General features: G+C 60.2%; 16 protein-coding genes and 1 tRNA gene. 14 read left to right on the top strand and 3 right to left on the bottom strand.

All coding sequences use genetic code 11. The annotated features are described in order from the left end of the window. Genes BC360_RS13380 through BC360_RS13370 form a run of 3 tightly spaced genes read left to right on the top strand, consistent with a single transcriptional unit; the run spans position 1 to position 7230 of the window. Positions 1-4530 carry an Eco57I restriction-modification methylase domain-containing protein gene (locus BC360_RS13380; protein ID WP_065795489.1) on the top strand — a complete coding sequence of 1510 codons (4530 nt, stop codon included), beginning with the start codon at positions 1-3 and terminating at the stop codon, positions 4528-4530. Further along, positions 4520-6481 (top strand): chromosome segregation protein SMC, encoded by a 1962-nt coding sequence (locus tag BC360_RS13375; RefSeq protein WP_065795488.1) that lies wholly within the window; start codon positions 4520-4522, stop codon positions 6479-6481. Before BC360_RS13380 ends, BC360_RS13375 begins: the two co-directional genes overlap by 11 nt. Then, positions 6481-7230: an HNH endonuclease gene (locus BC360_RS13370; RefSeq protein WP_065795487.1), complete on the top strand. Its 750-nt coding sequence runs from the start codon at positions 6481-6483 to the stop codon at positions 7228-7230. Before BC360_RS13375 ends, BC360_RS13370 begins: the two co-directional genes overlap by 1 nt. 199 nt (positions 7231-7429) lie before the next feature. Here the strand turns inward: BC360_RS13370 and BC360_RS13365 are convergent, their stop codons facing one another. Further along, positions 7430-8365 carry an HNH endonuclease gene (locus BC360_RS13365; protein ID WP_065795486.1) on the bottom strand — a complete coding sequence of 312 codons (936 nt, stop codon included), beginning with the start codon at positions 8363-8365 and terminating at the stop codon, positions 7430-7432. Between the two features lie 347 nt (positions 8366-8712). On the opposite strand from BC360_RS13365, the gene BC360_RS13360 reads away from it, so the two are divergent. From BC360_RS13360 to BC360_RS13325, 8 genes are all read left to right on the top strand, one after another. After that, positions 8713-9939 carry a hypothetical protein gene (locus BC360_RS13360; protein ID WP_065795485.1) on the top strand — a complete coding sequence of 409 codons (1227 nt, stop codon included), beginning with the start codon at positions 8713-8715 and terminating at the stop codon, positions 9937-9939. A 337-nt stretch (positions 9940-10276) separates the two neighbouring features. After that, positions 10277-11347, top strand: coding sequence for a hypothetical protein (locus BC360_RS13355; RefSeq protein ID WP_065795484.1), 1071 nt, complete (start codon positions 10277-10279; stop codon positions 11345-11347). Between the two features lie 109 nt (positions 11348-11456). Then, on the top strand, positions 11457-11999 hold the full coding sequence (locus BC360_RS13350) for a hypothetical protein (RefSeq protein WP_065795483.1): 543 nt from the start codon (positions 11457-11459) through the stop codon (positions 11997-11999). Then, positions 11992-13998 (top strand): ATP-binding protein, encoded by a 2007-nt coding sequence (locus BC360_RS13345; RefSeq protein ID WP_065795482.1) that lies wholly within the window; start codon positions 11992-11994, stop codon positions 13996-13998. Before BC360_RS13350 ends, BC360_RS13345 begins: the two co-directional genes overlap by 8 nt. Further along, complete coding sequence (locus tag BC360_RS13340) at positions 13995-14771, top strand: ATP-dependent Zn protease (RefSeq protein ID WP_065795481.1); 777 nt, start codon at positions 13995-13997, stop codon at positions 14769-14771. The genes BC360_RS13345 and BC360_RS13340 overlap by 4 nt, the downstream gene beginning before the upstream one ends. Before the next feature lie 42 nt (positions 14772-14813). Further along, positions 14814-15752 (top strand): DUF429 domain-containing protein, encoded by a 939-nt coding sequence (locus BC360_RS13335; protein WP_065795480.1) that lies wholly within the window; start codon positions 14814-14816, stop codon positions 15750-15752. Positions 15753-16073: 321 nt separating this feature from the next. Next, the gene (locus BC360_RS13330) at positions 16074-16388 is read left to right on the top strand and encodes a hypothetical protein (protein WP_065795479.1); all 315 of its coding nucleotides are present in this window, start codon (positions 16074-16076) and stop codon (positions 16386-16388) included. A gap of 238 nt (positions 16389-16626) precedes the next feature. Next, a complete protein-coding gene (locus BC360_RS13325) occupies positions 16627-18963 on the top strand; it encodes a hypothetical protein (protein WP_065795478.1) in 2337 nt (778 codons plus the stop codon). 44 nt (positions 18964-19007) lie between these two features. Here BC360_RS13325 and BC360_RS13320 read toward each other — a convergent pair whose 3' ends face one another. After that, on the bottom strand, positions 19008-20891 hold the full coding sequence (locus BC360_RS13320; RefSeq protein ID WP_244512721.1) for an integrase: 1884 nt from the start codon (positions 20889-20891) through the stop codon (positions 19008-19010). A gap of 364 nt (positions 20892-21255) precedes the next feature. Then, a tRNA-Gln gene (locus BC360_RS13315) sits at positions 21256-21329 on the bottom strand. Positions 21330-21657: 328 nt separating this feature from the next. Between BC360_RS13315 and BC360_RS13310 the strand changes: the two genes are divergently transcribed. From BC360_RS13310 to BC360_RS13300, 3 genes are all read left to right on the top strand, one after another. Then, positions 21658-23205 (top strand): Ppx/GppA phosphatase family protein, encoded by a 1548-nt coding sequence (locus BC360_RS13310; RefSeq protein WP_065795476.1) that lies wholly within the window; start codon positions 21658-21660, stop codon positions 23203-23205. A gap of 225 nt (positions 23206-23430) precedes the next feature. Next, entirely contained in the window at positions 23431-24168 is a 738-nt protein-coding gene (locus tag BC360_RS13305; protein ID WP_065795475.1) for an RlmE family RNA methyltransferase, read from the top strand. A 3-nt stretch (positions 24169-24171) separates the two neighbouring features. After that, positions 24172-24555, top strand: a complete 384-nt coding sequence (locus BC360_RS13300) for a VOC family protein (RefSeq protein WP_065795474.1) — start codon at positions 24172-24174, stop codon at positions 24553-24555. Positions 24556-24557: the final 2 nt, after the last annotated feature.

Raw genomic sequence — 24557 nt, 5'->3', positions numbered from 1 at the left:
ATGTCGCGCAAAACCATCATCGATATGTCGGCATGGCCATCGCTGAGCCTGGAAGGCAATTTGATCGCTCCGGCGATGATTGCCAAAATCGATCAGCGCCAGGCTCCGGAGCAGTCTCCCGAGGACTATTCGGTTCGCAAGGGGCTCCAGATCCGCGAGGAAATCGCGACGGCCTTTCGTGTCGGGCAATCGCATTTCGACGCCTTCATCAAAATCGAGCATCCGTCGCCAGCCGCGACTGTTCGCTTCATCTCCGGTTTCTTCAAGGAGACCTTTGACTACACCGACCTTACTGCCGTGCCGGCACCTATCGCTCTGATGGCATCTGGCCGAGTGCCCATCGTGGTTGTCCCGCCTCATGAGCAACTTGATCGCCGCAGCCCGACGCTCTCGACGGATCGGTCTCGCTCGCCGGCCTTTGCCCTTCAGGATTATCTGAACGACAGGGACGATGCCCTCTGGGGCATCGTGACCAACGGCACGCAGTTGCGCCTGATGCGCGACAATGCCTCGCTGACAAGGCCGGCTTACATCGAAGCAGATCTCGCCCAGATGTTTACGAACGAAGACATAGCTTCGTTCGCCGCACTTTGGCTTCTGATCCACCGCTCACGCTTTGGCGCGGCAGACGCCCCCGCAACGGATTGCGCTCTGGAACGCTGGCGCGACGCGGGTTCGAAGGAAGGGGAGGCCGCGCGTGATCGCTTGGCAGATCAAGTCCAACTCGCCCTGAAGCTTCTGGGCTCCGGCTTCCTCGAGGCCAATCCCGATCTTGCGGCCAAACTGCACTCCGGAGAAGTGAACCTCACCGAATGGTTCAACGAACTCCTGCGCCTCGTCTACCGCCTGATCTTCCTCATGGTGGCCGAAGATCGCAACCTGCTCCACCCGGACAAGGCAAAGCCCGAGGCCCGCAGTCTTTACGCCGATGGCTATTCGCTGCAGTCGCTGCGCAAGCAATGCTATCGCGCTGCTACCTGGGACAAACACCATGACCGCTACGAGGGCGTAAAGGTCGTCTTCCGCGCCCTGACGAGTGGCCAGCCGGCCCTCGCTCTTCCAGCTCTCGGCGGCCTGTTTGCCGAAGACCGGCTACCTCATCTCGAAACCGCTCGGCTGCGCAACCGCGCCTTTATGGAGGCGCTCTACCGTCTCTCTTGGCTGGCGGACAAAAATGGTATGGTCCCCGTAAACTGGCGCGCGATGGAGACTGAGGAATTGGGCTCGGTCTACGAATCCCTCCTCGAGCTCCAGCCGCAACTGGGCGATGACGGCAAGACGCTCGTATTCGCCTCCGAGGCGGCCGAGCAGAAGGGCAACCAACGCAAAACCACCGGCTCATACTACACGCCGGACAGCCTCGTTCAGGCGCTGCTCGATACCGCGCTTGATCCGGTTCTCGACATGACTGAGGCGGAGGCGGAGGATCCCGCCAAGGCGCTCATGAAGCTCTCGGTCATCGACCCCGCCTGTGGCTCGGGCCACTTCCTCCTGGCAGCCGCCCGCCGCATAGCTACGCGGCTAGCCCGCATCCGGGCCGAGGGCACGCCCTCGCTCGCCGATTTCCGCCATGCCCTGCGTGATGTGGCGCGCTGCTGCATCCACGGGGTCGATCGCAACCCGATGGCGGTGGAACTGACCAAGGTCGCGCTCTGGATCGAAACGGTGGACCCCGGCCTTCCGCTGGGCTTCTTCGACGCGCAGATCCGCTGTGGCGACGCTTTGCTAGGCGTCTTCGACCTGAAGGTGCTCCAGGACGGCATCCCTGACGCTGCGTACAAGCCGCTGACTGGCGACGACAAAGATACTGCGCGCTACTACCTGCAGGCCAACCGCGCCGCGACATCCGGTCAGGGTGGGTTTGATTTCGGAACGGGACTGGCATCGCTGCCGGCGATGAAGCCGCTGGCGCTGGATTTCTCGGGCTTCCGCGATTTGCCCGAGGATACCGTGGAGCAGATCGGTGCCAAGGCTGAACGGTTTAAGGAACTGCGCAAAGAGCAGACCTTTGTCCGCGCCAAGGCGGCGGCGAACCTCTACGTCTCGGCCTTCCTCCTGCCAAAGGTCGGCGGCGCACCGGCGGGCGCCTCGGCGCGCACTGTGCCGACGACCGAGGAACTGTGGATGACCCTCAATCAGGGCAAGATGCGGCAGGCGATGACCGATGCGCCGAAGGCGGCCCGCGCCGCCCATGCCTTCCACTGGCCGCTGGAATTCCCCGATGTGATGCAGCGGGGTGGTTTTGATGTGGTGCTGGGCAACCCGCCTTGGGAGCGGATCAAGCTGCAAGAGCAGGAGTTCTTTGGTGCCCGTTCGCCTGAGATCGCCAATGCCCCCAACAAAGCTGCACGCGACCGGCTCATCAAGGCGCTAGAGAAGGCCGCGCCGGGCAGCGCGGATCGCAATCTATTCGAAGCCTTCGCGGCGGCGAAGCGCGAGGCCGAAGCGACGAGCGAGTTTGTTCGGGTGCCAGGCGAAGAAGGTGGGCGCTTTGCACTTACCGGTACTGGGGATGTAAACACTTATCAGTTGTTCGCAGAACTCTTCGCAAACCTTCCCGGTCCCAAGGGCCGTGCAGGAGTGATCGTTCCCACTGGCATCGCTACCGATGTTACTACAGCTCCATTTTTCGCTAATATAGTAGCTGAACGACGTCTTTCCGATATTATTGACTTTGAAAACTCCGTCCCAATCTTTCCAGCGGTACACAGGAGCTTCAAATTCAGCCTTTTGACACTTGGCCGTGACGTTAAACAGGCACGTTTTGCCTTCTTTCTTCGGTCTCCTGCAGGGCTCTATGACTCTGAACGCAGCTTTACATTGTCGACGAGGCAGATTGAGACCATTAATCCAAACACCCGAAATGCCCCGGTTTTTCGGTCGCAAAGGGACGCTGAACTTACGGCAAAACTATACCAGCAAGCACCTGTTTTACTAAACGAAGGTGAAGGCGTAGATGGAAACACTTGGAATGCCAAATTCTATACGCGAATTTGGCACATGGCGGAAGATTCAGAGTGGTTCCGAACAGCAAAAGAATTAAATGACGACGGCTTTGAGCTTGATATGGCGAAGTGGATCGCGGACAAGCATGAAGGTGAATCCACATTGTCGTTCTCTAGCATCACTGGAGACGACAGTGGCGCATCCACTGTTAAATCAAGTAAATACCCGGTCTACGTTCCTCTTTACGAAGCAAAGATGATCCACCAGTATGACCATCGATGGTCAACGTACGAATTGGACGGCGCCAGTACGGTAGACCTGTCGAAAGAGCAGAAATCGACTCCATCCTACGAACCCCTTCCCCGATATTGGGTCCCAGAGGCCGAAGTAGTGCGTAGGCTTGCCAACAAGGGATGGGAGAAGAATTGGTTAATCGGCTGGCGGAAGATTGCGCGTGCCACAGATGAGCGAACACTGATTTCAAGCTTAATACCACGCGGCGCAGCGGGGGACTCGCTTCCACTTATGTTGCCACAGCAAGAGCCCGAATTAGTTGCTGGCTTCGTAGCAAATCTCTCAGCTATAGTTCTTGATTTTATTGCAAGACAAAAATTGGGCGGCACGAATCTTACGTTCCAGTTCCTATTCCAACTTCCAGTTCTGCCACCGAGCTTCTACACGGCGCATCGTCTGGCGTTTGTTGCACCTAGAGCGCTGGAACTCACCTACACCTCGCACGGCCTCACCCCCTTCGCCCGCGATCTGGGCTATGACGGTCCGCCCTTCGCTTGGAACGAGGATCGCCGCGCGCTCCTCCGCGCCGAGCTCGACGCCTTCTTCGCCCGCGCTTACGGCCTGACTCGCGACGAACTGCGCTACATCCTGGATCCCGCCGACGTAAAGGGCCCCGACTACCCCTCGGAAACTTTTCGCGTTCTGAAGGAAAAGGAAATCCGCCAACACGGCGAATACCGCACCCGCCGCCTCGTCCTCGAAGCTTGGGACCGGATGGAGCATGAGGGGACGTTTGACGTTCTCGGTATGGCCGATGCTACATCTGCCGCTGTGCAGCCGATTCAGCTTCCACAGCTAAAACAGTTCTCGAATGCAGTTTGGGCTTGGCCGCAGGGTATCAATGAACGTGACAGGGCGCGCGCCCAGCTTCGCGCCCTGGTGGGTATCCTGCCTGAGCCTTCTGACGCTCGCCGCGTACGGCTAGCGGCTCTAGCCTGTCTGCAGCCTGGGCTGCTTGATGGGTTCCTTTCGGAAGCAGATGGTCGTGAGTGGCAACGTCTCATGGCACACCCGACTAGAGTGACCCAGCTCGTTCCGCCAACAAATGCTGCATGGGGCGCGGCATTCGGCGACCTCGTTTCATCAGCCGTGCTGGATGTTTCGACCGACGGCACCCGCTGGGGCGCAGGCAAGAGGCTCGACCGCTCAACCCTGAATCCGAATGATCCCGCTATCGGTCGCGCACTTTTCGCCTGGTCACGGCTCGAAGGCATTAATCTCGATCAAGAGTTAGCGCAGGTTCCTGCCGTCATCCTGCCATTCATCCGGGAGGGCCGTCTTGCAGCCTGATCTGTTTCAGCCGGCCGAAATTGAGTTCACCTTGCCGGAAGGTCAGCAAGGACCACGCTTGTGGGTTCGACGCCTAGCGCTCTGGCAGGATCCCGGAACCTTGCTGCGCGACATTCCGCTTCGGCGCGGCGTCAATATTGTCTGGTCGCCAGATCTATCGACGAACGGGACCGGCGCAACACCTCACGGCAGTGGGAAGACGACGTTTTGCCGCCTGATCCGATACTGCCTGGGTGAGCGGCACCTCTCCAATGAAGAGCAGCGTCCGCTCATGCAGCAAAAGTTGCCCAATGGTTTTGTCGGGGCGGAGATAATCATAGATGGTGAATGCTGGGTGGTGACCCGTCCTATCGGCATGAACCTGCCGTCACGTGCCTCCCGCGCGGAGCGGATTGAGGAGACTTTTGACGAGCTTCTGGTCGGCACCGTACCTCCGACCATCGCCCCGATGATTTCGGATCGGTTTTGCGCCCGTTACCGAGATCAGGTTCCCGACAACTTGAAGGCAGAACAAGTTTGGGACGTGCTGCTCGCATGGCTCACCCGCGATCAAGAGTGCCGGCTGGATGATGTGTTTGATTGGCGCTCCAAGCGATCCGGCTCGGGATCACCTGCACAGGAGCTGTCTCTTGAAGCAAAGCTGACGGTGGTACGCCTTGCGATCGGAGCGCTCTCCGTTGACGAAATTCAAGCCACTGTCGAGGCCAGAGTACTCACGCGTGAGCGGGATAATCTGCGTGAGAAGCTCGGTCATCTCGACTGGTTTCAAAGCCAACGGTTTTCTGAGCTCTGCGAAAGTCTTTCCTTCCCCAAGGGCCGTGATCCGACCGAGGAAATGGTCCGCAAGGAGCTCATCGACAAGGCGAATGAAGAGCTTGCGAAGGCCATAGGTACCGAGCATGCCAAGGGTCAGAGACCAAGCGATGGGCTGCGCGGGAAACGCCAAATCCTACAGTCCGAACGGAACAAAAGCAGTGACGAGAGGGCTGAGAGAAAGGCCCTGTTACATAGCCTTCCTAGTCAGATTGCTGCCGCCCGCGCTGAACAGGGAACCGAGCAAGCGAGGCTGGAAACCGGCGTCATTGTCCGCTGTGCAATTTGCCATGTCAGCATAGATGAAGTGACGGCCAACGGATGTGGCATCTCTTTGGAGCGTTGCGACCTCGACCAGGTGCGGTCGCGAATTGCGCGGACCGAGCAACAGGTAACTGAGCTGGAGCGCCAGCAGCGCGCTTTGCCGGGAGAAATCAACGAACTCGACCAAGAGATTGCTCGACTAGACCGAGAGATCGCCCATATCGATAATTCATTTGCCCAGCTCGAACATCAAATGTCGGCCACGAATAAGGCAGTCAATCGAGCGAGCGAATTGGTGAGAGAGGCAACTTGGTTTGACCTTCAGTTGAAGGAGCGTGTTGGGATAGCTCAACGCCTAGCCCTCATCGACAAAAGACTAGAAGGGGCACGGCAAAAGACGGCGTTGGAGCGCGAGCGTGCAGCGGCAGCAATAGGTGATCTAGCAACACTTTTTCGGCAACTCGTCGCTACACTGATGCCTAAGGGCTGTTCTGGCAAAATGAAGCTCGATGGCAACGGTCTTCATCCGGAGATTTCACTAGAACGCGGCGCGGGACTCTCAACTGCGGCTGTGGAGTCGTTCAAGATCGTAGCCTTCGATCTCGCTGCCATGATCCTTTCTGTGAATGGCAAGGCCGACATGCCGTCACTTCTTATCCACGACAGTCCACGCGAAGCAGACCTCGACGCTGGCATCTACGCCAACCTTTTTGATTTCGCACTCAGTTTGGAGAAAGAGGGAAGTCCGCCACCATTCCAGTACATCGTCACGACAACAACGGCGCCCTCGCAACACACGCTTGAGCATCAAGCATTGCGGCTCCAACTCTCATCCACGCCTCCTGAAGCCCGGCTATTCGCGATGGACTTCTGATGATCGAGTCGCCGCAGTCCTTTGTTTCCCGTCAGGAATGCGACAAGGTAGCATTTCAGAACGGTTTCCGGCGGTCACATGGAGAACTCAACGGCTGGCGGCACTACACCTCGACAACCGCGCAGGGCTCGCTCTGGCTCGCACGCGAAAATACCGGCGGCTGGGTCCTCGCGATTGATCACCCCGGCGTCATCGCCGAGATCGGTCTGGAACCGAATGGTGGGGGACCGGGCCTCGCGCGCTTTCGGTTCGCCGACTTGGTTATGCTTTATGCAGCGATGCCGCGAGTTTACGAGCTCGCTGTCAGCCTTCCGGATGCGCCGCTTCAGGAGTTCCTTCACCAGACGAAGGGTCTTCGGAAAACGACCGAAGCGGAGCGACTTGTGGTTCAACGGGTCGGGCAAAACATCTTTCGCGAGCGGCTGATGGCATACTGGCAGGGGCGTTGCCCTTTGACGGGTATTGCCGACGAAGCGCTTCTCCGAGCCTCCCACATCAAGCCTTGGAAGGATTGCGACAGCGATGCCGAGCGGCTTGACGTTCACAACGGCCTACTTCTCTCGGCTCTCTGGGATGCTGCATTCGATAGTGGTCTCGCGAGTTTCGATGATGCAGGGAAGCCGCTCTTTTCTCCTTCGCTTGGCCCCGATGCAAGGGCATTGTTACGTTGGCAGAGGCCGCTTCCGTTGAGCGTAAAACATCGAGAAAAATTGGCATGGCATCGTGCCGCATTTTCCTACAAGGATTAATATAAACACTGCTGTTTGATTGCCGGGCAATGACGTGTCACGAACGTGCTTTCGTCAGGCCTGCGGCTTCAAGTAACGCTTTGCTACCGTCGTATCATCGCGCTCACGCACTTAATGGCTGAGAACGTACGGTGTCTTGGTCGCTCCGGAGCTGGCAGTTTGTTATCGATCCCATATAGCGGAAATCATTTCCGCTCCTTCACCCTTTGAACACTTGCTCCCGGTGGTATTGCAGGAACTGCGAGTGCGGCCGCTCGTCAGCCCGTGTCGGCACAAGCAAACGTCGTTCCGGATTAATGAGCCGCGTGATGGTATCGGGTACGCCGCCACCTGCGATCATCAAGCTGTAGTCATCATCAACCGAGATCAGCCCACGGTCGAACATCCAATGCGCTGTGCCGGAGAGTGCGATGCCATTTCGCACGCTGTCCGGGCCGCCGTCCGCCACGGGGCGAATGTGCGCTGCCTGAACTTCCGATCGTCCGCCGCCGTTGATGAGCTTGAGGCCGGTGACGGCGCAGGTGTCGTGGTAGGCCGTCTTGATGGCTGCGGAGAAAGCGCGGTCCCGGAAGGGACGCTGAAGCACCTGGGTGACGATGCGGCGATCGATGTTGTCGGCCTCGTAGGGCATCTGCGGGTTGTCGCCAAATCCGATGCGCGCTTCCTCGGCTGGATCCGGCGCAGGCCGTTCGCGGTCACGCTTCCCGAGGACATGCGCGAAGCCGGCGCCGAGGATAAGGTCATATTCGGCGTCGGGAATGTTTCGGACAGCGCGGCCGAACGCGCCTTTGTTCGTCGAGCCGTCTTCCTTGCGCAAGCCGCTTTCGTAGTAGTGGTCCGTCTCCTTGAACGGGACGGCATGATCGAATGGCAGAAACTCCTCGATTAGCGCGTAGTAGTGATCGGGTTTCGATGGGTCTGGGATGATGTTGGCAATTCGCGCCGTCGCGAAATACGCCTGCTTGCCACCGGATTTCATCAGATCGCCACTCGGACGCCTAGGCTCATAATAGACGATCCAGTCCCGGTGAGCGGCTTCGACCTGACGTAGATAAGTGCGCGGGAAGTGATACCGCTGCTCCGGTAGGTCATCGTACGTCGGGTCGATCTTGGTGGTGAGTATGGCCTTCGCCATCGGATGGACGTGCTCTCTGACTGGAAAATAGGACTCTGTTGAACTTGCTACCAGGTGGCAGGCTGACGTGAAAGAGCCCGAGCGAGTACCCCTTCCGGCCTCGATGCATGACGTGAACGCACGTATTAATTGTGCGCATTACTTGGGCCTTCAACAAGCAAGATTCCCTGTTTTCGAATCGAAATCGGGCAATTTTTAAGTAATAAAAGTAACTATTACGATGTTTTACTTTGCTACATTTATTTACAAAAACCTTAGATTGGTGGCGCCACAGGTAGATACCTGAGATAATGGAGGGGTGAGAGCAGATATGCTTTTACGATCATTCCTCTTACATGGAGTTACCCATGACCAAGACTGCCAACGCACTCGCCTTCCCATCCGCCGCCCACACGTTCTACGAAGTCAACGCTGTCACAGAAGACATCAAGAGCCAGCTCGAAGAGACGGCCATGTTCTTGATCAACGTTTCGCGTCGTTCCACTGAAGAGGCCTTCAAGCTCGGCGAGCACCTTGAACACGCAGCGGAGCTGCTCCCGGAAGGAACCTTGGAAAAGTGGGCGGTCGAGCGCTGCGGCTATACCGCGCGCCACGTCCGGACCCAGCGCGCGGTGTTTCGCAACCTGGCTCGCTACAAGGACATCCTGGTGGAACTGGCCGTCGGCCCGACGGTTCTTGGAAAGCTGAGTGCTGCGGAGCCCGAGCAGATCGAGCAGGCTATTGGCTTCGCCGCCCAGAACGGTAAGCTCAGGGTGCAGGATGTTGCGGTGATTGTGGCCGGCTCGAAAAACGAGGCAGAGGCACGGCCGCAGATCGATCCGTACGATGTCGGCGGCCTTGACGGGCTCAAAGCGATCATTGCGATCAAGGTCCGGGATGGCATCAAATCCTTCGTCGGACACCTGGAGGAGATCCGCACGCACGTCAGTGAGGCGTTGCCGAAGAAGAACATCGTCAAGAAGACCCTCGCTGAAAAGACACATCTGACGGCACGCCTTGCTCATAGGGAACTGGAAAGCCTGGCGCAGTTTGTAGGGCCCTTTCCGACTGCGGTGTACGTGATCTCGACTGCCGCCCTCCCGGGCAAGACTGGCTGGGCCGCGGTCAGCGCGCTGCTCTATAAGATGGGCAGCGAAACGACATGGCCGGACAAAGGCGAGCTTCGGAGCTGGTTGGAAGCGGAAGTCGTGCCGATCCTGGAATGGGCCACCTCTAAATCAAGTGCCTCAGCCTGGCCAGGCGTGGAAACCAGTGAGGCGCCGAGCGCGAACGTTGCCGCCGAGGTTGGCGCGGACGGACCGATTTCTGCGGATGTCAGCGGCAGCCCTGATTCGGTAGTCACCGGCATCCCCTCGGTGGAAAAAAGGATGGAGTCTATCGCTGCGGCTTTTGGAGCCACTGCCACGATCGAGGCGCCCAATTCCAAGCGCACATCGGACGTTGACGTCCCTTCCGTCGCTGAAGCACTTGCCAAGCCTGAAAAGCGCCCGACGCGCGCGGAGATCGTCGGCCGGATCAAGTCCGAGTTGGGCATCGTTGCGAAATCCGCAACGCCACCGAACGCCGCCGTTTGATGCGTTGGCCCAAGACTGGGCGGCCGGAATCCCGGCCTTCCCTCCAAACTCGAAGGGGCCGCACGTCGGCCCTTTTCTTTTTGCAAGCGATCGCGAGCGGCGACGCGCTTACGGGCAATGCCGATCGACTGACGCGTTCGCCGGGCCTAACGCTCGTGAGCCCACTGTTAACCTTGTACCGGCTTTGTTCCTTTTTTCCGTTCCGGGTCCTTGAGCCCAGCCGCCGGTCCTGTCAGGTTGTGGCTGTTCGGAAGACCGGACACAAAACGGCCCAAGCCGATGCTACCAACATCGACAAGGGCCTGACCCTCAGCCTTCGCGTAAAAGGAATCGGGCTATGACCACGCATACTCTCTCTGTCCCCGCCGGGGAAGTTCTCCGTTCGACCGCAGCAGCGGCATCCATGTTCTCCCAGCGTTCGTTCGGCCCCGGCGCTCGGATCGGCATCGGCGAACCGCCCGCGCTGCGCCGCCATCCGTATATCGTTCGCTTCGCCGAAGTCGAGGCCGATCTCGATCTGCTGATCGATCGCGCCATCGCGGCCATCGCCGACGGTGAACCGATCGAGGACGAGATCCTCGGGCATTACGTTCACATCGCCTCGCTCGTTCGCGCCGTCTCGTTCCGCGAAGGCAAGCTGCTGGAGCAGGCGGTCGAGCGTCTGGCGAAGGCTAATCCCAATATCACCGTCTTGACGCAGTCGCTGAAGCTGCCGCTGGTCAGGGCCGCGCTCGATGCCGTGTCCGGTAACGACTGGTCGAACCTCGATGGTGTGAAGCTCGACTGCGAGGCGCCGGCCAAGGGCAGTTATACGCCCGACCTCATCCTTGTGAACCGCGCCCGACATACAGCCTACATCCTCGACCTCAAGCGTTCGCTCGCCTCCTATGGCGACACCAGCCGTCTCGAGGAGTTGAAGCTGAAGATGATGGCGTCGGCGATGGTGCTGCCGGACTGGCTCTACAAGCATCATAAGCGCCTGATGGTCGACACGGTCGAGGTTGCCATCGTCGATGGCGCCAGCCGCCCGAGCGATCATGCCACCGGCATTTGGGCTTTGTCCGAGATCGACGATCTGCTGGAGATCGATGGAGTTGCGGCCTGCATGGCCGAACTGCGCCTCCGCTTCGGCCGCCGCGTGCAGCAGCTCCTTGAGGCGGAAGCCCGCAAGGCCCTTGGTGTCATGGCGGTGGTCGCGTCGGATGCGATGTGCCCCTCGACCGGGACCGGAAAGCCGCTGATCGCCTTGAACGGTCCGGCGCGCAGCTACGAGGAAGAGCAGGCGATGGTCGCGCAGGACGAGGTCGATGGTCACTACGATCTCGGCTGCTTCGATGAGGATCAGGACGACGAGCCGGAACCGGTCCGTATCCGGGTTGGCTTCGCCCGTCGTGCGCGCCGGCACTGACGAGCCTTAACGGCACTGATCGCGGCCGCGCCGAGTGCGTGGCCGGCTTTCCCCAGTCCTATCCATTCCACGAACGCCGGATGCGATGCGCTCTGGCGAGGAGACAGTCATGTCCATCGATACCCGCAGCCCGTCTGTGGCCGGCTTCCATTGCGAAGCGATCACGACCGAGATCACCGCGTCGCCCTGCGTCCAAAGTAGGCTGGCCAATATGCCTTGCCTCGTATTCTCTGGAGTCCATCAGAATCCGAGTTCTGCTGACGATCCCGCCGTTCTGATCGGTCTGGCGCTCGCCTTCGTCCGGCAAGGTCCTCTGCTGGATGGCCTTGTGCCAGAGTCTCTGATGCTTCGGTTGCGTACAGGTGCCGACGGCGGCAACGCCGCATGTCGCCTGCTGCTCGACTGGCTGAGGAACCGCAACCGGGATCTCGGTCGGTCCCGGAACGAGCATCTGAGTCTGTTTGCCTCGACTGGTTCGTCGGCTGACGCGCATCCGCCGCGTCGTTCGCCGCGCGAGCGTGTGTTGGCGATGATCCCGAGGCCCGGTGCCATTGACGGGCGGCGGCGTGGCCGAATGCGGCCGCGCGATCCGGTGCAGAACGCCAGGACGGCAATTATTGCCGCGGACACCGGAGGTCGGATCGATGGATAAACTCGCCCGACTGTTCGTTCACCGGCTCCAGCATCTTGCCCGTCGCGAGGCGCGCCGGATCGCGCTGCGCAACGGTCTGCTTGAGGCCAGGATCGTCGATATCGATGGCCATCTGCTCTGCCGCTACACACCGGCCTTCGACACCTCAAGGCTGAGCGGCGATCCGATCCGTGACGGTGCCTGGTTCCGGCGGAATTTTGGTGCCTGGCTTGTCGCACCGAAGGAGACGGGCAAGCCAGGCACCGGCATTGGCGGCGACGGTGCCGTGACGATGGAGACCATCGACGCGCCGCTGGCCTCGCCACTGCCTGCCTTTGCCGGGAAGCGGGGTGGCGCCATCGCGCAAGACGCAGTGCTGGGCAACGGAGTCGATCGGCGTACCTACGCCGTCGGCCTTGTGGATCGGGCAGCCGCCGCGCCGCTGGTCAGTCATGTTGTGTCCGCCCTGGCACTGGCACGCGCGGCCGAGAGTGGAAGGCGATCCCTTCGGGAGATTGTTTATGCGCTGACCGGTGTGACGCCGGTCGTCACCCTCCATGCGCCACTTGCAGGCTTCGAGCGGGAGGTTCTGCGGCTCCTGGAAAAATCCCGACTCGTGCCCGGCGGCCCGTTCGCGATCGTCGAGTCGGACCTCATGTTCAACGACGATCATTTCGACGTCGTGGAAGGAGAGGCACGCAAGCGTGTTATGACGTTCTCGGGCGCCGGCGTGCATCGTGTCACGGGCAACGCCCTGCGCCGGCGGATGATCAGCGCGCTGTCTCGTGACTTTCCGATCCTTGCCATTGTGGAAAAGCGATCGGACATTCCCTCCCTGCTGCGCATCTCCGCCGACCTGTCGCTGGAGACGGGAAAGCTCGATCGGAGGTTCGTCGCTGATCTGGTCGAGGCGCTTTATCCGGACACGGCAATCGAGACGCTGGGCCTGCCGTCGGATTCCGATGCGCGCTGGCTGTCGCTCGAGGATCTCGTTCTTGCCTTCCGTCCGGGACGGCATGTTCGAGACGTGCTGACTGTCGTTGCCACGCTTGTCGAACGCAATCGCGGCGACTTCGAGGGAGAGGACGGCGATGGCGAGGGCGGCGGGGGTGGCGACAAGGCATCGGGCTCCGGAGCAAACGGATCCGGATCGAAGCCTTCCACCACATCCACGGAGAAGGCATCAGGATCGGACGAGAAGCCGAAGACGTCCGAGAATGAAGGCAACGGCCGCTGGAAGAAGGACAAGCCGTCCGGAGCAGAAGTCATCCAGCCGGAACCTCTGCCGACACCCGGCGAACTCAGCAGCAGGTCACCGGTGACCGTCGAAACACTATCCGGATACGGCAGGGCGAAGGACTGGGCGCTCGATCTGAAGGCGGACCTCGACGATTACCGGGCGAGCGTCCTTGCCTGGTCGGAGATGAGCACCAAGCTGCTGCTGTCGGGTCCGCCCGGAACCGGCAAGACGACCTTTGCCCGGGCACTGTGCAACAGTTTGCAGATCCCGCTGGTCGTCACGTCCGTTTCCACCTGGCTGCAGGGCGGACATCTGAACGACGTGATCGACAAGATGGCGAAGACCTTCATCGAGGCGCGGGCCATGGCGCCGTCTATCCTGTTCATCGACGAGATCGACGGCATCGGCAAACGGCAGCCGGCGGAGCGGGAGTACTCGGACTATTGGAATGCTGTCGTCAACAAGGCGCTGGAACTGCTCGACGGCGCCGTGAAGAGCGAAGGGCTGATCATCGTCGGCGCCACCAACCGCCTAGGCGATATCGACGAGGCGATCAAACGATCCGGGCGACTGGAGACGCATATCGAAATCCCCAAGCCCGACGTGCCCACCCTCGCGGAAATTCTTGCCCATCATCTCGGTGACGATGTGACGTCACTGATCCGGGAACCGGTGCCAGATGCCCGGTCGGAAGTCGATGACGGATTCTCGCTGAGGAAGATCGTCGCCGATCATCTGAAGGAAGAAGCAGAGAGTGAACGGAAAGGAGCAGGCCGATGACCGCGACGCAGAACAGCAACACGACGGAAACGCCGGCCGCCACGCAGCAGAGCAATCCTGTCGACGCGATCCTGCGGCGTCTGGCAACGCGGGCGATGGGACTGACGGGCGCGGATATCGAACGCATCGTCCGGGAAGCGCGGTTGAAGGCGCGTCGCGGCAAGCGGGCGATCCAGTATGAGGATATCGAAGACGGCATCCGCGGCGATCGCCCGCCGGTACCCTATAATCTGCGCTGGCGCTTCGCGTTCCACGAAGCAGGGCATGCGGTCGTTCATCATGCCCTCGATCTCGGTCCCGTCCGAGGACTCAATATCGATACCGGGCAGGGTGGTTACAATCTTGTGGGGTTCCATATCTGGGCAACCGACACCCGGGATTGGTATGAAAACATGCTGACCATGCTCATGGCCGGGCGGGCTGCCGAGCAACTGATGCTCAAGCGCGTATCGGCTGGCTCCGGGGGCGCCGACGACAGCGACCTAGCGCGCGCCACACGGATGGCCTTCGACATGGAACGTACCCTTGGGTTCGGGGCTGAGCATCCGCTGCTCTATCGTCCGCATCGCGATCCGGACGAAGTGTTCGGTCGCGAACCCGAGCTGGCGGCTCGCGTTCATGGCAGGCTGGAAGCGGCACTCGACCGGGCGGCGGCAATCCTCAGAAGGCGACGGCCGACCTTCCATGCCCTGGCAAAGGCGCTGTTCAATGCGCAGGCGATGGATGAAGCGGCAGTGCTGCAAATCCTGACGGACGGTGATCCGACGCTTTAAAGCTGATAGTCATGCGGGCGATGAGGAGAACCGGAGTGCAGGATGAGTGTCGCGGTCGTCGCCCATTGCGATTGGAGCATGGAGCAGAAAAAGCGCTGGATGGCAGTGGCGATCAAACGCGGCGGACAATGGCATGTTCAACCTCCGGAGCTCGTCGGTGACACTTCGAGCTTGTTCGACCGGCTGCAGCATCGCGCCGTCGATCCTGGCGCGCTTCTCATCGGCTTCGACTTCCCGATCGGTTTACCCGAGGTCTATGCGCGAGCAGCCGGCCTCGGATCTTTCCGGGAGGCACTGACATCATTCGGCTTCGGGGTCTGGTCGGATTGGTATAATGTCGCTGATCACCGCGACAATATCTCGCTGCAGCGCCCGTTCTATCCCGTCCGCCCTGGTGGTACGGCGCGTGCCCATCTCTTCGATGCCCTTGGGATTTCTGACGCGTCGTCGCTCCTGCGTGTCTGCGAACGGGCAACCGCCGATCGGCAGGCCGCCTGCATGTTGTTCTGGACGCTTGGCGGCAATCAGGTTGGCAAAGGCGCGATCTCGGGATGGCGGGAAATCATCGTGCCGAGACTGGACGAGATTGGACTGTGGCCGTTCGATGGAAGCCTGGCTGATCTCGCCCGCAGCAAGTCAGTCATCGTTGCCGAAACCTATCCTGGCGACGTGTATCCTCAGATCGGTATGCCCAGAGGTGGCTGGAGCAAGCGTCGCCAGGCTGACCGGATACGGATGGGACAGAATATATTGCCATGGCTTGAAGCGCGGCCGAACCTCGGTGCCGGGCTGCTTCAGCCGATCATCGACAATGGTTTCGGCTCGGACAAGGCAGGCGAGGATCGTTTCGATGCCGCAGTTGGACTGCTGGGCATGCTCGATGTCGTCGACGGCCGGCGGGGTGAAGGCATTCCGGCAGTCGATGCCGTTCGAAAATGGGAAGGCTGGATACTCGGACATCATCGTGATGATGTGGCGTGACTTGAAATGAGGTTGTGGCACGTTGGCGTCAACTCACATCAAGTCTCCGGCAACCTGAAACAAATTGCGCTCATTTGATTCCGAATTCCGGATTTTTGATTCGGAACTCGAATACGATGATTCATCAACGCCGTTTGCGGCCGATTACGTTGTTTCGAGTTGAGATAGCGTGCCCGCAACTCGAAACAAATTGCGGTCATTTGATTCATTGTTCTGAGCCGCCGATTCAAAAGTCGAAAATTCCGATTCTGCCGAAGAAGGCTTGCGCCGGTGGGCCGGTCCTCTGACCATTTGAAGAGGCAGAGGATCTGGAGGAGCAGCATGAACCGGAAGGTAGCAAGGCAGCGACAGAAGGCGCTTCGCGACGCCAACAGAAGGGCGAAGCGGCCTGATAGGGATGACGTGGCCCGAGTGGCGCTGTTCTGGCTGATCCGGCGGGCGATCGACAAGGGTCAGCAGATGGAGCTTGAGAAGTTCCAGAACAAGATCGTCACGATGCTGACCGATCAGGGTTTCGATGAGCGCGAATCCGACGCAGTGTTCGACGATCTGGTCGACAAGTACCGAACGGGAGGTTCGCCGTTTCGCAGGAAAATTCACCTGATCTATCCCGACGGCCCCGACCAGGAGGTCTGAGCGCGTCCGTGTCCATTTGGTCTGTTGTTACCGGATCTGCTTGCTCGACGAGGCCGATCAACGCCCAACGGCGTTTGCTTCCTTTACGACTTCTCCCCCCATTACTCCCGAAAACGCCGTTTGATTCTGAATCGGATTTCTGGAGAAGCAGACGGCTCCAATCCTTCGTTAATCCGCTTCGCTTAGCTCGGCCGGCCCCTCGCATAGAGGGTCCGAGTAACGAACATGATGAAGTGAAATGACCAAGCTAACTGTAATCAAAGCCTTCCAACGTAAGATCGACGCCTATTGCGAACTGCGTCTCTCGACCGCCTTCTCCGGCGAAGAGGCCGAAGCCCTCAAAGCCTATATGCGGCGGCTCATCGAAAGACGTTGTGCGCCACCGCGAACGGCAGGCCGCACCGAATGGGATGTCATTGCCCGCATGACCGGGATCGATGCTCGATCGCTTGCATCGCATCACCGTTTGATCGACCCCGGGTTTGATGCCATCGTTCGTTGGAACAGGGACGACGGGAAAACAGCCGGAGACGCGGAGGAGGGCTCCCGGAAGCCTGGAGGCGCAACGAGAGCAAAAAAGGCCAGCACCGAGAAAACGAAACCGACAATCAAGTCGGCGCCCCCGAAAACTGCGCGTTCCCAGGCTGCCCCCGTGGTGCATAAGTCTGGCGTGAAGGTCGAGTTTCCGGAACCTCTGTTTCGCGAGTGGGATGACCCCGCGGATTTCGCCGAAGCACTCCAGCTCCACATGCGTCGCCACGGTGAGACCTACTGGGTTCTCTATCGATCGGTCGTGCGGGCTGACGAGCCCATGGACAAGAATACGCTGTTGAGTTGGATCGAAGGCCGGCGCGTGCCGCGAAGCACAGACAGCTTCGATGTGCTTGGTCGTATCGAGCGCCGCTATCGGCTTCCGGAGGGATACTTCAAAGGAAAGCTCCCGCATCAGTCGCGATCGGCGTCCGGATTCAATCTCTCGGGTATCGAGCCTGCGGAGCGACGGAGGATCGCGTGGCATCTACCCGATGACTTCAATTCGCTTCCGTTCGCCAAGCGCGAGGAGATTCTGGATTGGGTCCGTCGCGTCATCATCAGCGGTTCCACGGATTACCGCAAATTCCAGGCAGCAGCAGCGAAGCAGCGCTACGCCATCCGCTTCCCGGGCGTATCATATGGCGGACGTGCGCCGCGCGACGGAAAGATCACTGTACCGGCGAACTACGAGGAAACCTGGATCGAGGATCCCGATCTGCTGTCCGGCGTCATCGATGCGCCACCAGCGCTTGCCATGGAAATGGCCGACCTCGTCCGCTTCAAAACATCGGCACTGACATCGATCGGCTTTCAGCGCAACGGTGTCTGGGGCGAGGAAACGGCTTCCCAGAAAATCGAGCACCTCGGCTTGATGTTCGGGGCGCTTGCTGCGGCCAAGGCGGGTGAGATCAGAGGATACGGCGTCCCTGTTCGTTATCTGACCTTTGCATTGCTCATTTTCCCGGGCGTCTGGGATTGGTATCTCCAATGGCGTGAAAGCCGGCGGGGCTTCTATACGGCTTGGGAAGTCGACATGCTCCGGATCGCCTTAGCGATCACGAAGGAAGGCACCGGATGGCTTCGACAGCATCCTGAACTTCTCGCTCGCGTTCATTCCATTCCCGGTCTCGTTTCACAAAACGAGATCGACTACGCTCGTGAGGACTGGCACGGAGCCTGCGAGGATTTCCACAAACACGCAGCCCACCGGGTCAAAGAGATCCAGCGTATCGCCCGTGTCCATCGCGATCCCTTCGAGCCGATCATGCCGGTGCTCGAAGCTGACAGTCCGGTCGGCGAATATCGGAAGATCACCGAGGAGATCATCAGGCTGATGCCTGATGAGGAACGCTATCCGCGTCCGGCCGCGGAAGCAGTTCGTTCATTCCTGATGCTCCGCCTGGGACTGCATCTCGGACTTCGCCAGAAAAACCTTCGGCAATTGATGCTATGCCCACGCGGACAGATGCCGCGCCCGGAACGCGTGCTCGAAAAACTCAAGCGTGGTGAGCTCCGTTGGAGTGATCGTGAAGGTGGCTGGGAGGTTTTGATTCCAGCAGTGGCTTTCAAAAATGCCCACTCGTCGTTTTTCGGAGACAAGCCGTTTCGGCTGCTTCTGCCGGACCTGCTCGACCTCTACCGTTACATCGATGACTACGTCGATCGCCATCGCTCCACTCTTCTCAAGGGAGTTGCCGATCCTGGAACATTCTTTGTGAAGACCGTCAAGACGACAAGCACCGATGCAGCATACGACGTCACGAGCTTCTATGAGGCATGGCGGCTCACCATCCAACGCTATGGAATCTACAATCCATACACCGGGCGAGGAGCGATCAAAGGCCTGCTGCCCCATGGCCCGCATAACGTCCGGGATGTTCTGGCGACCCATATCCTGAAGCAGACCGGCTCATACGAACAGGCGAGCTACGCCATCCAGGATACCGCGGACATGGTCGCCAAGCACTACGGCCGCTTCCTTCCACAGGACAAGGCGGCGTTGGCCGCACGCATTCTCAATCAGGTTTGGGAAGCCGCCTAGTTTTGCGGCAAGCCGGGGCGGAAATCATTTCCGCCCCGGCTTGCTCACTTCTTGCCTTCACGTGCCCATGGCGGCGGTTGCTTGTTTTCGATCCATGGGAGGAGTTGCAACGGCTTCCGTTCGACGATCGAAGTAATGATGGGGTAGTGCTGCAAGGCGCTCCGCATCAGGGGAAGACCGGCCGGATTGGTGTATCGCGTGTTGGTTTCGCTGCCTTCGCTCAGCCGTCCCGAGATGTCGTCGATGACTTCAGTCGGAACGCCGGCCTGCTTCAACGTGTCCGCCATGCCATGCCGAAGCGCATGAAGTGCTCGATCCCACATTTTTTCACCGAGCGCGCCGCGCATGACCGGCTTGAAGGCGTCGTAGAAACGATCTCCCGGATCGTTGTCTGTCTTGTCCGAGAACAGATCCGGGAAAAGAGCCACGTATCCCAGCTTCTTGATCGCGTGATAATAGTCGATGAAGCCCAACCGAACCATTTCTTCGGGCATGGGTAGCAGTCGCTGTGACTGCACGTTCTTCAACCGTCGAATGCTGTTCGTGCGAAGGATGATAACGTGACCTTCAGCGTCCTTTGCAATGTCGTCGACCGTCAGCCCTGCAAACTCTTGGCGTCTGGCCCCAAGGTAAGTGAACAGGATGGGCAGATAGTAGAGCGAATCGTGAAAGACATGCTTGCCCGGTTGGCGTCTTTTCCCCCGCAGATGACCGTGCGAGCCTACATAGACGGGACTTGAGAAAATCGGGGCGATATCCTCCGGTGTTGGCTTATATTGCTGGCGGCGGACCTCGCCGGCTTTGGGCTTTCTCGGACGCAGACCTTCGAATGTCCAATCCTCGATTTCGAACCCGTGGCCCTTCAGATGCTTCAGGAAATGTTGCAGGTTTCCGAAGTGCTTGCGGATAGTCCCGGCAGCCAGGCCAACCTTCGGCTTGGTTCCCGAAACCTCCGCCGCCCTGCGCAGCTTGTCACCCTCCGCGCGAAGTTCCGGCGCCGACATGATTCTCATCCGGCTGCTTCTGCCCCAGTCGGTCGGAATGTCGTTGAAGTGCTGTCGCAGCAGGCCGATGTGATACTGCTCGATCTGTCCGGAATGCTCCACACCGTGTTCCATGAGCACCGACTTGAAGATCCGCACCAGCGCCATTGCGTCTCGCGCCGTTGCCGGCTCCCATTCATCGCCCATGTTTGCGATGAGCTTCTCGCATGCTTGCTCGAAATCTGCGACGGCAACGACTCTCTGATTGGCGCCTCGAGCTTCAGGCGTTGCCGTTTTGGCCCTCGGCGCCACGCGTGGCGAAAGGTCCAGAGAGATGATCTCAGCTTCTCCCTGGGCGACGGCCGTCGCCATGGCCGGCCGGCTCTCTTCGGCCTGCAGCGATGAGGGAAGGGCAGAAGGCGCGACTTCGGTTGGCTTCACGTCGACAACGGGCGGGGTTGTCCTGCCCCGACCCGTAAACTCGCTCTCGCTCCGGTCGACGAGGTCGTGGCGTTCGTCGATATTCAGAAGGGCCGCGGCGCGACCCTCGAACATTTTCGATACCGCCCTCTCGCGATTGGGCGCCGTGTCTTCAATTTCGAAGTGGTAGATCAGCCGTCTGATTCCATCCTCGAAGCCGACGCTGCGTGCAATCGTGAGCTCGGCGAGATAGTTTGCCCGGATCACGTCGACATGCGAGGCAGGGACGCCGTTCTTCAAGAGGTAGGTGAGACCAGCGCATCCACCCTCCAGACTGAGCTCCGAGCGGGTCCCGAACTTCGCCAGGAGTTGACAGGCCCAGCCAGCCTCAAGATCGAGCTCCATCTCAACGACGTCGCCGCCGCGCCCATTGCGCTTGGCCATCGTGCTGATGTCGTCGAGCCTCTCGAGTTCACTATCCCGCACGTGCTCGAACAGGACCTGGAGCTGCTGTTTGGTGGTCATCACTTCCTTCGAATTCATCTTCAGTTCGGCCAGCCGGGTATTCAGCTTCCGGCCGATGATCTGAGCCTTTCTATGATCGGAACAATGAAGGCTGAGTGAAAGGCGGCTGCCTGGGCGGCAATGGACGAAGACGGCCGGGATGCGCGCTCGCCAATAGAAGATGTTTCCGCGCCGGATCAGATTCTCGACTTCGTGGCGGACGGCCATGATCAGTGCCCTGTCTACCCCCGAGGCTTGTCCGTCACGCTCGATCGGCGTGGGCATCACCTGTGGGCTACAGTTCTGGGCATCAGGTCGCCAATGATGCCAAAACGATATCCGGCACGACTGGAAAATCAAGGAACTAAGGGGATTTAGCGAGAATTGGCTGGGGAACCTGGATTCGAACCAGGACTAACGGAGTCAGAGTCCGTGGGTCTACCGTTAACCTATTCCCCAAAGCCGCCGTCGGGGCGAAGCCCGTCGGGTTGGTTGGCGGGCTTATAAACAAAACGACGGCCGATGCAAATACCTTTTGCAAAAAAAATCGCACATGCGGTGACGGTAGTGTTCTCGGCGGCGATGTGAACAGGCCGGGGAACTCGAAACCCGTTCTGTCTGCGGGCGCCGGGCAGGGGGAAGTCGCCTTGCCACTTTGCTGTGCACAATCCGGTTCTCAAAAAAAGTTTGGCGAATAGGGGCTGCGCTGGTACAGTCGCCTCAACGAAAAATCGAGAAAGCGCCTTGAGCGGCCGAAAGGCTTTGCGCGGCGCGATGGTTGAGACAAGTGAAAGACCCCGATCACGGCGAAAAGCCGTCCGAATCCGGGGCGTCGGCAGCAGGCCGTAGTGATGGACACAAGATGGGTCCGCGCAACGGCAAGGGCAAGCGGAAACGGCGCAAGTCGTCTGCTTTGTCGTCTGCAATTGCCAGCCAACCCGGCGGTGCCGGCACGGCAGGGCGTCCCGCAGGACCAGACGATGCGGAACCGGCGCGCAAGCGCAAACGGCGTCGTCGTTCGAAATCCGCAAAACAGCAGCCTCAGGCCGCACCCGCATCCGCGGGTGGTCGCGACGTGCAGCTTGTCGACCCGGCAATGGGCGACAGAAAGGGGCACAAGCGCAACAGGAAGGCGCGGCATCGCCGTGGCATTCAGGGACGGCCACTCACCTCGGGCGAGCGGCAGCAGACCCAATCGCGCCCGAACGACGGCGCAACCGCGTTCCGGCCCGGAGCGCCTCAGTCCGGTGGGCCGTCTGCCCCGCGTGCTGACCAGCCTCGTGCGCCCTTCGTTGCCGCCAGCGAGCCGCCGGCACCGCTTTATGCGGCCCTGGATCTCGGCACCAACAATTGCCGTCTCCTGATCGCGCAGCCGACCCGCCCCGGCCAGTTCCGGGTGGTAGACGCCTTTTCGCGCATCGTCAGGCTTGGCGAGGGGCTAGGTGCCAGCGGCCGCTTGTCCGACGATGCGATGGACCGTGCCGTCGAGGCGCTGAAGGTCTGCGCCACCAAGCTGGGTGCGCGTATGATTCGCCGCAGCCGGCTGATCGCCACGGAAGCCGCCCGTGCGGCGGAGAACGGCGAGAGCTTCCTCGAGCGCGTGGCCAAGGAAACCGGGCTTGAGCTTGAGATCATCAACCGCGAGACCGAGGCGCGGCTGGCCGTGTCGGGCTGCTCGTCGCTGGTCGATCGCGAGACGAGGTCGGTCGTGCTGTTCGATATCGGCGGGGGATCCTCGGAGATCGCCGTCATCCGCATCGGCGACAACAGGTCCAACCGCCTCGCCAACCACATCACCCACTGGACTTCGCTGCCGGTCGGCGTCGTGACCCTTTCCGAACGCCACGGCGGCCAGCATGTCACCCCGGCAAGCTTCGAGGCCATGGTTCAGGAGGTCGAGGGCATGCTGGCGCGTTTCGACAGCCCACCCGTCGAAGCGCTGGCAACCGGCATTGCCGGCAGCGGCTTTCACCTGATCGGCACCTCTGGCACGGTGACCACGCTTGCCGGCGTCCACCTGGATCTGCCGCGCTACGACCGCCGTCGCGTCGACGGGCTCTGGCTCTCCGATGACGAGGTTTCCGCCATGCAGGCGCGGCTTCTTTCGTGGGACTTTGATGCGCGGGCGGCAAACCCCTGCATCGGCCCCGATCGTGCCGATCTGGTGCTTGCCGGCTGCGCGATCCTCGAAGCGATCCGCCGCCGCTGGCCCTCGACGCGCATGCGTGTTGCCGATCGCGGGCTGCGTGAAGGCCTGCTGACCGACATGATGGCGGACGACGGCGCTTGGCGGCGCTCACGGCCGCGCCGGCATCAGCGCAGCTCCACTGCATAAATCCTTAAATCGGATTCGATCTAGGGATAAAATTATGCAGCAAGTTTAACGCATTACAGCGCCGCGCGTCCTATTCGACGCGCGGCGCTGTAATGGCGGCCCGACCACATAATTCCTTCAATCGGAAGACGATTTAGGCAATTGTGCGATAAACATCTGCAGGTACGATGGCTCTGGTACGTCCGAAGGGATGTGCTGCAGTAGCAGCCACGAAGGAAACAAGGCATGACGAAACCTCCTGTTGGCGGCAACCGCAGCGGCCGAAAGCTCGGCCAGAAGGTCAAGAAGGGCAAGCTCAAGGCTTCCTCCCGCCGCTGGATCGAGCGCCATATCAACGACCCCTATGTCCAGCGAGCGCAGCTCGAGGGTTATCGGGCGCGCGCCGCCTTCAAGCTGCTGGAGATCGACGAGAAACACAAAATTCTCAACGGCGCCCGTCGCATCATCGACCTGGGTGCCGCCCCCGGCAGCTGGTCGCAGATCGCCGCCAAGGTGACCAATTCGACCGATACCGATCCGCGTGTTGCGGCGATCGACTTCCTGGAAATGGATCCGCTGCCCGGCGTGCGCATTCTGCAGATGGATTTCCTCGATCCGCAGGCACCCGAAAAGCTGATGGAGGCGATCGGCGGCACGCCGGATCTGGTCATCTCCGACATGGCGGCGCCGACGACGGGCCACCGCCAGACGGACCATTTCCGCACCATGCACCTTTGCGAAGTTGCAGCGCATTTCGCCGTCGACGTTCTCGCCGAGGGTGGGCATTTCCTGGCAAAAACCTTCCAGGGCGGCACCGAGCGCGATCTGCTCAACATGCTCAAGCAGAATTTCCGCCAGGTCATTCACATCAAGCCGGCCTCCTCGCGCGCCGAATCGGTGGAAATGTTCCTGCTCGCAAAAGGCTTCAAGGGACGCCGTGTCGCCGACACGGACGAACCGGCAGAAGACGAGGCGGCGGATTAAACCATGCTGCTCTATGTGACGGTCGGCACCAACGATCTCGACGGCGCGGGTGCATTCTACGACCCGGTTCTGGCCACTCTGGGATATCGCCGTCAGCGGCAGGACAATACCGAAATCGGCTACAGCGCCGATGGCGACGTGCGGTGCCGGTTCTGGGTGGTGACGCCGTTCAACCAGAAGGCTGCAACGTTTGGCAATGGTGTGACCATAGCGCTTGAAGCCGAGACGCGCGCGGCGGTCGATGCCTTCCACACGGCGGCGCTTGCCAATGGCGGCACCGACGAGGGCGCGCCGGGCCTACGTCCATTTCATGCACATTTCTACGCGGCCTTCGTGCGTGACCGGGATGGCAACAAGCTGTCGGCGGTCTGCGAGCGGCCGGAATAGCG

It is taken from the genome of Ensifer sp. LC163 (assembly GCF_001695855.1).
In the GTDB taxonomy this organism is placed as follows: Bacteria; Pseudomonadota; Alphaproteobacteria; order Rhizobiales; family Rhizobiaceae; genus Ensifer.
This window is presented reverse-complemented; position numbering and strand designations above follow the sequence as displayed.

Excerpts from the sequence above, each read along its gene's own strand:
- BC360_RS13330 (WP_065795479.1), top strand. The coding sequence starts at position 16,074 with ATGAACCGGAAGGTAGCAAGGCAGCGACAGAAGGCGCTTCGCGACGCC.
- BC360_RS13345 (WP_065795482.1), top strand. The coding sequence starts at position 11,992 with ATGGATAAACTCGCCCGACTGTTCGTTCACCGGCTCCAGCATCTTGCC.
- BC360_RS13350 (WP_065795483.1), top strand. The coding sequence starts at position 11,457 with ATGTCCATCGATACCCGCAGCCCGTCTGTGGCCGGCTTCCATTGCGAA.
- BC360_RS13370 (WP_065795487.1), top strand. The coding sequence starts at position 6,481 with ATGATCGAGTCGCCGCAGTCCTTTGTTTCCCGTCAGGAATGCGACAAG.
- BC360_RS13305 (WP_065795475.1), top strand. The coding sequence starts at position 23,431 with ATGACGAAACCTCCTGTTGGCGGCAACCGCAGCGGCCGAAAGCTCGGC.
- BC360_RS13300 (WP_065795474.1), top strand. The coding sequence starts at position 24,172 with ATGCTGCTCTATGTGACGGTCGGCACCAACGATCTCGACGGCGCGGGT.
- BC360_RS13320 (WP_244512721.1), bottom strand. The coding sequence starts at position 20,891 with ATGACCACCAAACAGCAGCTCCAGGTCCTGTTCGAGCACGTGCGGGAT.
- BC360_RS13365 (WP_065795486.1), bottom strand. The coding sequence starts at position 8,365 with ATGGCGAAGGCCATACTCACCACCAAGATCGACCCGACGTACGATGAC.
- BC360_RS13325 (WP_065795478.1), top strand. The coding sequence starts at position 16,627 with ATGACCAAGCTAACTGTAATCAAAGCCTTCCAACGTAAGATCGACGCC.
- BC360_RS13355 (WP_065795484.1), top strand. The coding sequence starts at position 10,277 with ATGACCACGCATACTCTCTCTGTCCCCGCCGGGGAAGTTCTCCGTTCG.
- BC360_RS13380 (WP_065795489.1), top strand. The coding sequence starts at position 1 with ATGTCGCGCAAAACCATCATCGATATGTCGGCATGGCCATCGCTGAGC.
- BC360_RS13360 (WP_065795485.1), top strand. The coding sequence starts at position 8,713 with ATGACCAAGACTGCCAACGCACTCGCCTTCCCATCCGCCGCCCACACG.
- BC360_RS13340 (WP_065795481.1), top strand. The coding sequence starts at position 13,995 with ATGACCGCGACGCAGAACAGCAACACGACGGAAACGCCGGCCGCCACG.
- BC360_RS13335 (WP_065795480.1), top strand. The coding sequence starts at position 14,814 with ATGAGTGTCGCGGTCGTCGCCCATTGCGATTGGAGCATGGAGCAGAAA.